A 10124-nucleotide genomic window follows, 5' to 3' on the forward strand; every position below is an offset into this window, starting at 1 on the left:
GACGCCCACGATGATGAGCCCTGTGTTCTTTGACGGAGGCCGGGGCGCCGGAATCGACGGCCCGGGCGGAGGCCAGTGCGGCGGCTGGCCATACGGCGGCGGGGCACCCGCCTGACCCGGCCACGGCTGCCGCGGAGGCGGCGGCCAGTGTGGGGGCTGGTTGCCGTAGGGAGGCTGCCCGTAGGGCGGTGGACCTTGCGGCGGCAAACTCACCAATGGAGCGTAATGCGCCTGCGGGCGGACTGCGGGCGCTAAATCGCCCAGCGTCGCGTCAGTGCACCGATCGCGCCCAGCGCCACGGCCGCGGCGGTCGAGGTTCGCAGCACGGTCGGCCCCAACCGGACGGCCTTCGCCCCCGCCGCGGTCAACGCGGCGATCTCCTCGTCGGAGATGCCGCCTTCGGGACCGACGATCAGCATGAGCGAATCAGCTTGGACCAGCGGCAGTTCGGCCAACGGCTCGGTGGCCGATTCATGCAGCGCCAGCGCCACTGCCCCGCCGGCCACCGCCTCGGCGACGCGTTGGGTCAGCACGGCCGTCGAGACCACCCCCTCGACGGCCGGGATGTGGGGACGGCGCGACTGCCGGGCCGCCGACCGGGCCACGGCCTCCCAGCGCCGCAGGCCCTTGTCCACCTTCGGCCCCTCCCAGCGCGCCACGCACCGCGCGGCCTGCCAGGCGAGAAAGCCATCGGCACCGGCCTCGGTCGCCAGTTCGACGGCCAGCTCGGAGCGATCGGATTTGGGCAGCGCCTGCACCACGGTGACCGCCGGCCGGGGCACCACGGCGGCGAGCCGCTCGGTCACCCGGGCCGACAGCCGGCCCTTGGCGGTGTCCTCGACCACACAGTGGGCCAGCGTCCCGGCGCCGTCGCTGAGATCGATCTGCTCCCCCACCCGGATACGGCGCACATTGGACGCGTGGAAGCCCTCGTCGCCGTCGACGACGACCGTCTCCCCCGCGCCCGGCAGCGCGTCGACGTAGAAAAGCGCTGCGCTCACGGTGTCAGCCCCGGGCCGTCAGCGGCCGGAGAACGTCTCGCGCAGCCGGCTGAACAGACCGCCGGAGCCGGCCGAGGCCTGCGTCGACCGCACCTCGGCGACGTCGCGGTTGCGGTTCTCCTTCAGCTTGCGCAGCAGGTCCATATCGGCGCTGTCCAGCCGTGTCGGCACCACCACGTCGATGTGGGCGTGCAGGTCGCCGCGCACGCCGGACCGCAGATGCGGCATGCCGTGCCCGCGCAGTGTGGTCACCGCACCCGGCTGAGTGCCTGGGGCGATGGTGAGTTCGGTGGGCCCGTCGAGGATCGCGTCGACGGTGACCGTGGTGCCCAGCGCCGNCCGGCCCGACCTCGCCCTGCGCGGCCAGCCGCACCCGCATGCCGTCGCCGACGCCTGCGGGGATCTTGACGCTGATCTCGCGACGCGCGCGGACCCGGCCGTCACCGCCACACCGGCTGCACGGGTCGGGGATCACCTCGCCGATCCCCCCGCACACCGGGCACGGCCGGGTGGTCATCACCTGGCCCAGCAGGGACCGCTGGACGGTCTGGATCTCGCCGCGGCCGTCGCAGGTGTCGCAGGCGACAGGCGTGGAATTGCCGTTGGTGCCCTTGCCGTGGCACAGATCGCACAGCACCGCGGTGTCGACGGTGACCTGCTTGGTCACGCCGGTGGCGCACTCGTCGAGGTCCAGCCGCATCCGCAGCAGCGAATCGGCGCCGGGCCGCACCCGGCCGATCGGCCCGCGTGAGGCCGTCCCGCCCCCGAAGAACGCCTCGAACACATCGCCAAGACCGCCGAACCCGCTGAACCCGCCGGGTGCTCCACCGACCGATTCCATCGGGTCGCCGCCCATGTCCACGATGCGGCGCTTCTCCGGATCCGACAGCACCTCGTAGGCGACCTGGATCTCGGTGAACCGGCTCTGGGCTTCTTCGTCGGGGTTGACATCGGGATGCAGCTCACGCGCCAGCCGCCGATAAGCGCGTTTGATCTCCGAATCGCTCGCGCCTTTGCTCACTCCGAGCAAGCCGTAATAATCGCGTGCCACGCTGACCTTGCCTGACCTTTCTGTGCCGGACCGATCCGGCTGTTACCGAGTTCCTAGGACTTCACCGATGTACAGAGCAACCGCCGCGACATTGGCGATCGTTCCCGGGTAATCCATTCGGGTGGGACCCACCACACCCATTCCGCCATACACTTTGCCCGAACTGCCGTACGTGGTGCTCACCACCGACGTCCCCAGCATCTGCTCGGCCTCGGTCTCATGGCCGATCCGCACGGTCACCTTGCCCGCCTCCTGCTGGGCGGCCAGCAACCTCAGCACCACCACCTGCTCTTCGAGTGCCTCGAGCACCGATCGCAGGGACCCGCCGAAGTCGGCCGTGTTGCGAGTCAGATTGGCGGTACCGCCGAGAAGCAGACGCTCCTCGGTGTGCTCGACGAGCGTCTCGACCAGGACCGTGGCCGCCCGGCCGACCGCGTCGGCCAGCGCGCCCTGACCGTTCAGATGGGTGGCCAGATCGCTGACCGCGATGGACGCGGCCGTGATGGGTTTGCCTTCGAGCGCCTGCCCCAACATCTCGCGCAGTTTGGACAGCTCGTGCTCGTCGATCGCGTCGCCGAGCTCCACGATGCGCTGGTCGACCCGGCCCGAGTCGGTGATGACGACCAGCAGCAACCGGGCCGGAGTCAGCGCCACCACCTCCAGGTGCCGCACCGTCGAGGTGGACAACGTGGGGTACTGCACGATGGCGACCTGCCGGGTCAGCTGTGCGAGCAACCGGACCGCGCGCCGCAGCACGTCATCGAGGTCGACGCCGGATTCCAGGAAGGACAGGATCGCGCGTCGTTCCGACGAGGACAGCGGTTTGACGTTGTCGATGCGGTCGACGAACTCGCGGTAGCCCTTCTCGGTGGGGACCCGGCCCGAACTGGTGTGGGGCTGGGTGATGTAGCCCTCGGCCTCCAGTACCGCCATGTCGTTGCGCACGGTGGCGCTCGACACGCCGAGGTTGTGACGCTCCACCAGGGTCTTGGAGCCGATCGGCTCTTTGGTGGCCACGAAGTCGGCGACGATGGCGCGCAGCACCTCGAAACGACGCTCGTCGGCACTCCCCACCTGTTCACCTACCTTTCGCAGCAGCGACAAGTCCATTTTGCTCGGTCCATTTTACCGACGAGCAGCGGGTTTCCCGACGATGCGTCGACCCGGCGGGACCATCACCCCGAGCGGAACCGGCTCTGGCAATCGACCGCGATCGTATTAGCCTAGGCAACCATGCCGATGGCAACACCGCGCAGCACTGCGACGGCAGCGGGCCGGCGATGATCTTCAAGGGTGTCCAGGAGGGCAAGCCGTACCCCGAGCACGGGCTCTCCCACCGGGACTGGTCCCGTATCCCGCCGCGTCAGCTGCGCCTCGACGAACTGGTCACGACCACCACGGTGCTCGCACTGGATCGGCTGCTGTCCGAGGACTCGACGTTCTACGGCGACCTGTTCCCGCACGCGGTGAAGTGGCGTGGCGACATCTACCTCGAGGACGGCCTGCACCGGGCGGTCCGTGCCGCGCTGCGCAACCGGACGATCCTGCATGCCCGGTTGTTCGACATGGACGCGCTGGCCCCGAACCCGGCCTGATCGTCAGTTGGCGAGCGACTCGCGCAGGCTCCTGGGCCGCAGGTCGCTCCAGTTCTCTTCGATGTAGCTCAGGCACTCCGCCCGGCTGGCCTCCCTCAGGACCACCCGCCAGCCCGCAGGCAGATCGGCGAACGCCGGCCACAGGCTGTGCTGATCCTCGTCGTTGACCAGTACGTAGAACGTGCCGTTCTCGTCATCGAACGGATTGGAACTCATCGACTCTCCTCATCGAGGGGTGGGCCAGATCGGCACCGAGCACCCGGTCGGACAACAGGCCAAGGCAACTCAGGTTGGGAAAGCCCGGCCCCTGGGTGAGCCCGGCCAGCCCAGGCAGGAACAGTTTGGGGAACACGCCGGTCAAGGCCAGATCGTCGCCGATGTGCTCCTGCAGCGCGTCCCCGGTCAACGGACCGCCGAGACCCAGCTCGAGCAGGTCCAGGGCGTCCTGGCTGAACAGCGGCGCGAACCACAGCGCGTCGGCGCCGGACCCGTCGATCACCAGGTCGAAACCGTGCACGGTCTCGACCGCCTCGCCACCGGTGTTGGTGGACAACGTCAGCCGGATCCGCTCGTCACGGGCCACGGCATGGGCGACCCGGCCGCGCAGATGGCGGATCCGGTCGTCGGCCAGCAACGCGTCCTGCACCCGCGCCGAGAACACCCCACGATCCGTGCGGGCCAAGGCATCCCGGCGCTCGGCCAGGGTCAGCCCGGTCCAGCCGGTCGGGTCGGAGAACAGGGTGTTCTCGAAGAAGCCCTCGCCGCGGGTGAACAGCGTGACGGTCGGCGAGATCACCGTGATCGTCGAAACCCGGTGGCGGAAAAGCTCGTTGAGCATCGATGCGGCCGTCTCGCCACCACCGATCACCGCCACCCGCTCGGCGGTGATCAGCTCGTGCTTGCCCGCCTGATGCCAGAACTGCGCGATCGACATCACCCGGGGATTGCCGGGCAGCACCGAACGCTCGGCCTGGCCGGGCCCGGTGATCATCAGACCGTCGGCACTGACCGCGTCATCGGCGGTGTGCAGCACCCAGCGGCGCGCGTCGGCATCGACCGCGATGCGTTCCACCTCACCGGTGACCACCTTCATCCCGATGTCGTCGGCCACCCAGCTCAGATACTGGCTCCAGCGTTTGTGGGTCGGCGCCGGCCGGCCCCGGTCCACCCATTCGGCGAAACCGCCGGTGGCGATCAGATAGGCCTGCCAACTGTGCCGGGTCATGCGCTCGTCGAGTTCGGCGTTGCGGCGCGGCACCAGCGAGGACCGGTACGGGAAGCCGACGTCCTTCTCCGGCCCGGTACCGAGCCGATGGTTGCCGTCGGTCCAGCCGCCGACGGCCTGCCAATTGGCGGCCACACCCGAGCGTTCGACGACCACCACCTCGGGAGCGGGCACACCCATCGCCCGCAACTCGGTGGCCTTGGCGGCCACCGCGATGGCCTTGGGCCCGGCCCCGATGACGGCCAGGGTGGGCGTGACACCCGAATCGGCACTCATGAAGTCACCTCTCGCAACACCTCTCGCAGCGCGTCCAACCACATCGCCTGCATGGCGGCGATGTCCTCGGCGGACAGAATGTCGGGCAGAGACCGCCATTGGGTGCCCAGTACGGCCGATCCGTCCCGATCGATCACCGCGGCCATGATCGTGAGCTCATGGCGCACAGCGACATTCGGTTCCGGAATCGGCGTCACCCCGCTCTGCAGTGACCGGTCCTGCAGCAGGGCATGGTCGGCCGCATCGAGTTCGATGCGGCCCAGGTAATTGAGCAGCACCTGCGGGTCCCGATGTGAGCCGAGCCGTTCGGCGGTGTCGGCACGCAGGTAACGCAGCAGCCCGTAGTCGATGGCATCGCCCGGGATCGCGGCCACCTGGGCTGCCACCCCACGGGCGTCGTCGGCGGTCACGCGCAGCGGGTAGATCATGCTGAGCAGGCCGGCCGTATCACCGGTGTCGACCTGGTCGGGACCGGTCACCACCGCGTCCGACCGGCCGTGGGTCTCCAGCGCCAACAAGGGTGCGGGCGTGGCCTGCTCACGGTGGCGACGCCACTCGGTCAGCGCGCGGGCGGTGGCCGCGGCCAGCACCTCGGTCACCGGGATCGCCCCGGTCAGCAGTCGGGCCGTCACATCCGGGTCGGCGAAGGCCATCTCGATCGCGACGTCACCCATCCGGTCGACCGCGGGATCGATCCGGCGGGCACCGATGTCCGGATCGCCGCCGTCGAACTGGCGTTCCCAGAAATCGCAGGTGTCGAGCCCGGCCGCCCGCTCGGCCAGCAGCCGCGACCACTGACGCAACGACGTGTGCTCGCGCACCGGAATCGGCGTGCGCCCGGATGCCACTGCATGCCAGGCATTTTCGAGCTCGCCGACCACGATCCGCCAGGACGCGGGGTCGAATGCGAGCACATGCGCGGTCAGGATCAGAAGTCCGCCGTCGGTGTCTGGGTGGTGCAGCCAGACCGCGTCGAGCATCGACCCGGACTGCGGGTCCATGCGCTGCACCGACAGTTCGGCCTGCTCGGCCACCGCCGCGTTGAGGTCACCGGAGGCCGTCGCCTCCGAAAGCGGCTCGGGCGCTGCATGTGCGACCAGGGTCAGCGACTCACGGTCCAGCCGGGTCCGCAACACCTCATGACCGGCGATCACGTTACGCAGCAAGACCTCGAGCTGTTGCCTGGTGATGCCCGCGGGCAACCGGAACACCTCGGTCTGTGCGAGCCGGCGCGGATCGCCGTACTGGTAGAGCCATCGCCCGTTGGGCAGCAACGGAATCGGGCCGGTTTCGGCCGCGGTCTCGTCGGTACGCTGCCCGACGTCCGCATCGGCGTCAATTGCCGCGGCGAGTTCGCGAACCGTGCCGCAGTCCAACATCAGCCGGGCCCGCAGCGCCAGCCCGCGCCGTCGCACCGCCTGCACCACCGACAGTGCCACGATGCTGTCCAGCCCGAGGTCCAGGAAGTCCGCGGTGACATCGACGCCCGCGCCCTCGGGAGTACCCAGCACCTCCGCGAGGACCTCGGCGAGCACCCGCTCGGTATCGGTCGCCGGGTGTTCGGCCCCTTCACCCGCTCCACCCACGCCGATCCCGGCCAGTGCCGCGTCATCGACCTTCCCGTTGGTGGTCAGGGGGATCTCGTCGACGGCCACGATGTGATGTGGCACCAGATGCCTTGGCAGCGTTGTGGTCAGCATCCGGCGCAGTTCACCGATCGGGGTGCCGGTCACCACATACGCGATCAGGCGCGGTCCGCTGCGGTGCCGGCGGACCGCCACGTGCGCATGCCGAACACCGGGATGCGCGTGCAGCGTCGCGGCCACCTCTCCGGGTTCCACCCGGAAGCCGCGGATCTTGACCTGATCGTCACTGCGGCCCAGAAACTCGATGGCACCCGAAACGGGATTCCGGCGCACCACGTCACCGGTGCGGTACATCCGGGCACCGGGGGTGAACGGGTCGGCGACGAACCGGGCCGCCGTCTCCCCCGGCCTGCCGAGGTAACCGCGGGTCAATTGCCCACCGGTCAAATACAGTTCGCCGTATACGCCGTCGGGGACCGGCCGCAGCCAGTTGTCGAGCACATAGGCCACGGTCGAATCCGTGGGCCGGCCGATGCACGGCTGCGGGTAATCGGCGATCGTCGCGACGACGGCCTCCACCGTGGTCTCGGTCGGGCCGTAGCAGTTGTGTGCCGACATCCAGGTGCGCTCGCACTCGGCCTGGATCCCTTGCCAGGTGGCGGTGTCGATGGCCTCGCCGCCGAGGGCCAGCACGGCCAGCGGCACCCGGGTGAGCAGGCCCGCGGCCCGCAACGAGGCGAACATCGACGGCGTGGTGTCGATCATGTCGATGGCGAAGTGGCCGATGTTCTCCACCAGCGCCTCGGCATCCCGCTGCACCTCGTCGGACACGATGTGCACGGTGTGCCCGTCGAGCAGGGCCGCCAACGGCTGCCAGGCGGCGTCGAACGTGAAGGACCAGGCGTGGGCCACCCGCAGCGGCCGGCCCAGCCGCTTGGCCGCCGGACGCAGCACGTGATGGGCATGGTCGGCGGCATAGGCCAGCAGCGCCCGGTGAGTTCCGATGACGCCCTTGGGTTTTCCGGTGGTCCCGGAGGTGAACACGACGTATGCGCCCTGCCCGGGCCCGACGGCGGCGGGCCGGTAGTCGGCGTCCGGTTCGGAATCCACACCCGGATCGAGGGCGGCCAGCAGCGCTTCGTCGACGAGAACCGGGGCGGGCCGGTCCGCGCNGGCCTGCTCACGGTGGCGACGCCACTCGGTCAGCGCGCGGGCGGTGGCCGCGGCCAGCACCTCGGTCACCGGGATCGCCCCGGTCAGCAGTCGGGCCGTCACATCCGGGTCGGCGAAGGCCATCTCGATCGCGACGTCACCCATCCGGTCGACCGCGGGATCGATCCGGCGGGCACCGATGTCCGGATCGCCGCCGTCGAACTGGCGTTCCCAGAAATCGCAGGTGTCGAGCCCGGCCGCCCGCTCGGCCAGCAGCCGCGACCACTGACGCAACGACGTGTGCTCGCGCACCGGAATCGGCGTGCGCCCGGATGCCACTGCATGCCAGGCATTTTCGAGCTCGCCGACCACGATCCGCCAGGACGCGGGGTCGAATGCGAGCACATGCGCGGTCAGGATCAGAAGTCCGCCGTCGGTGTCTGGGTGGTGCAGCCAGACCGCGTCGAGCATCGACCCGGACTGCGGGTCCATGCGCTGCACCGACAGTTCGGCCTGCTCGGCCACCGCCGCGTTGAGGTCACCGGAGGCCGTCGCCTCCGAAAGCGGCTCGGGCGCTGCATGTGCGACCAGGGTCAGCGACTCACGGTCCAGCCGGGTCCGCAACACCTCATGACCGGCGATCACGTTACGCAGCAAGACCTCGAGCTGTTGCCTGGTGATGCCCGCGGGCAACCGGAACACCTCGGTCTGTGCGAGCCGGCGCGGATCGCCGTACTGGTAGAGCCATCGCCCGTTGGGCAGCAACGGAATCGGGCCGGTTTCGGCCGCGGTCTCGTCGGTACGCTGCCCGACGTCCGCATCGGCGTCAATTGCCGCGGCGAGTTCGCGAACCGTGCCGCAGTCCAACATCAGCCGGGCCCGCAGCGCCAGCCCGCGCCGTCGCACCGCCTGCACCACCGACAGTGCCACGATGCTGTCCAGCCCGAGGTCCAGGAAGTCCGCGGTGACATCGACGCCCGCGCCCTCGGGAGTACCCAGCACCTCCGCGAGGACCTCGGCGAGCACCCGCTCGGTATCGGTCGCCGGGTGTTCGGCCCCTTCACCCGCTCCACCCACGCCGATCCCGGCCAGTGCCGCGTCATCGACCTTCCCGTTGGTGGTCAGGGGGATCTCGTCGACGGCCACGATGTGATGTGGCACCAGATGCCTTGGCAGCGTTGTGGTCAGCATCCGGCGCAGTTCACCGATCGGGGTGCCGGTCACCACATACGCGATCAGGCGCGGTCCGCTGCGGTGCCGGCGGACCGCCACGTGCGCATGCCGAACACCGGGATGCGCGTGCAGCGTCGCGGCCACCTCTCCGGGTTCCACCCGGAAGCCGCGGATCTTGACCTGATCGTCACTGCGGCCCAGAAACTCGATGGCACCCGAAACGGGATTCCGGCGCACCACGTCACCGGTGCGGTACATCCGGGCACCGGGGGTGAACGGGTCGGCGACGAACCGGGCCGCCGTCTCCCCCGGCCTGCCGAGGTAACCGCGGGTCAATTGCCCACCGGTCAAATACAGTTCGCCGTATACGCCGTCGGGGACCGGCCGCAGCCAGTTGTCGAGCACATAGGCCACGGTCGAATCCGTGGGCCGGCCGATGCACGGCTGCGGGTAATCGGCGATCGTCGCGACGACGGCCTCCACCGTGGTCTCGGTCGGGCCGTAGCAGTTGTGTGCCGACATCCAGGTGCGCTCGCACTCGGCCTGGATCCCTTGCCAGGTGGCGGTGTCGATGGCCTCGCCGCCGAGGGCCAGCACGGCCAGCGGCACCCGGGTGAGCAGGCCCGCGGCCCGCAACGAGGCGAACATCGACGGCGTGGTGTCGATCATGTCGATGGCGAAGTGGCCGATGTTCTCCACCAGCGCCTCGGCATCCCGCTGCACCTCGTCGGACACGATGTGCACGGTGTGCCCGTCGAGCAGGGCCGCCAACGGCTGCCAGGCGGCGTCGAACGTGAAGGACCAGGCGTGGGCCACCCGCAGCGGCCGGCCCAGCCGCTTGGCCGCCGGACGCAGCACGTGATGGGCATGGTCGGCGGCATAGGCCAGCAGCGCCCGGTGAGTTCCGATGACGCCCTTGGGTTTTCCGGTGGTCCCGGAGGTGAACACGACGTATGCGCCCTGCCCGGGCCCGACGGCGGCGGGCCGGTAGTCGGCGTCCGGTTCGGAATCCACACCCGGATCGAGGGCGGCCAGCAGCGCTTCGTCGACGAGAACCGGGGCGGG

6 protein-coding genes and 1 pseudogene are annotated in these 10124 nt (G+C 69.8%); 1 reads left to right on the forward strand and 6 read right to left on the reverse strand.

What is annotated here, in order from left to right; all coding sequences use genetic code 11:
* Positions 1-251: 251 nt before the first annotated feature.
* The 3 genes and pseudogenes from BN4332_RS09670 to hrcA all read right to left on the reverse strand — a co-directional run bounded on the left by BN4332_RS09670 (position 252) and on the right by hrcA (position 3126).
* Positions 252-1001: a 16S rRNA (uracil(1498)-N(3))-methyltransferase gene (locus tag BN4332_RS09670; RefSeq protein ID WP_066898239.1), complete on the reverse strand. Its 750-nt coding sequence runs from the start codon at positions 999-1001 to the stop codon at positions 252-254.
* 18 nt (positions 1002-1019) lie between these two features.
* Positions 1020-2052: pseudogene (locus BN4332_RS09675) on the reverse strand (molecular chaperone DnaJ).
* A 42-nt stretch (positions 2053-2094) separates the two neighbouring features.
* A complete protein-coding gene (gene hrcA, locus BN4332_RS09680) occupies positions 2095-3126 on the reverse strand; it encodes a heat-inducible transcriptional repressor HrcA (protein ID WP_066898249.1) in 1032 nt (343 codons plus the stop codon).
* 206 nt (positions 3127-3332) lie between these two features.
* Between hrcA and BN4332_RS09685 the strand changes: the two genes are divergently transcribed.
* Positions 3333-3647, forward strand: a complete 315-nt coding sequence (locus BN4332_RS09685) for a type II toxin-antitoxin system VapB family antitoxin (RefSeq protein WP_066898240.1) — start codon at positions 3333-3335, stop codon at positions 3645-3647.
* Between the two features lie 3 nt (positions 3648-3650).
* On the opposite strand, the gene BN4332_RS09690 is transcribed toward BN4332_RS09685, so the two are convergent.
* From BN4332_RS09690 to BN4332_RS34240, 3 genes are all read right to left on the reverse strand, one after another.
* Complete coding sequence (locus BN4332_RS09690) at positions 3651-3863, reverse strand: MbtH family protein (protein WP_066898241.1); 213 nt, start codon at positions 3861-3863, stop codon at positions 3651-3653.
* Positions 3841-5148 carry an NADPH-dependent L-lysine N(6)-monooxygenase MbtG gene (gene mbtG, locus BN4332_RS09695; RefSeq protein ID WP_066898242.1) on the reverse strand — a complete coding sequence of 436 codons (1308 nt, stop codon included), beginning with the start codon at positions 5146-5148 and terminating at the stop codon, positions 3841-3843. The genes BN4332_RS09690 and mbtG overlap by 23 nt, the downstream gene beginning before the upstream one ends.
* Positions 5145-10124, reverse strand: a 4980-nt coding sequence (locus BN4332_RS34240) for an AMP-binding protein (protein ID WP_235654061.1), incomplete at its 5' end; no start/stop codon positions are given. The genes mbtG and BN4332_RS34240, both read right to left, overlap by 4 nt.

Origin of the sequence: Mycolicibacterium houstonense (assembly GCF_900078665.2) — a bacterium.
Classification (GTDB): Bacteria; Actinomycetota; Actinomycetes; order Mycobacteriales; family Mycobacteriaceae; genus Mycobacterium; species Mycobacterium houstonense.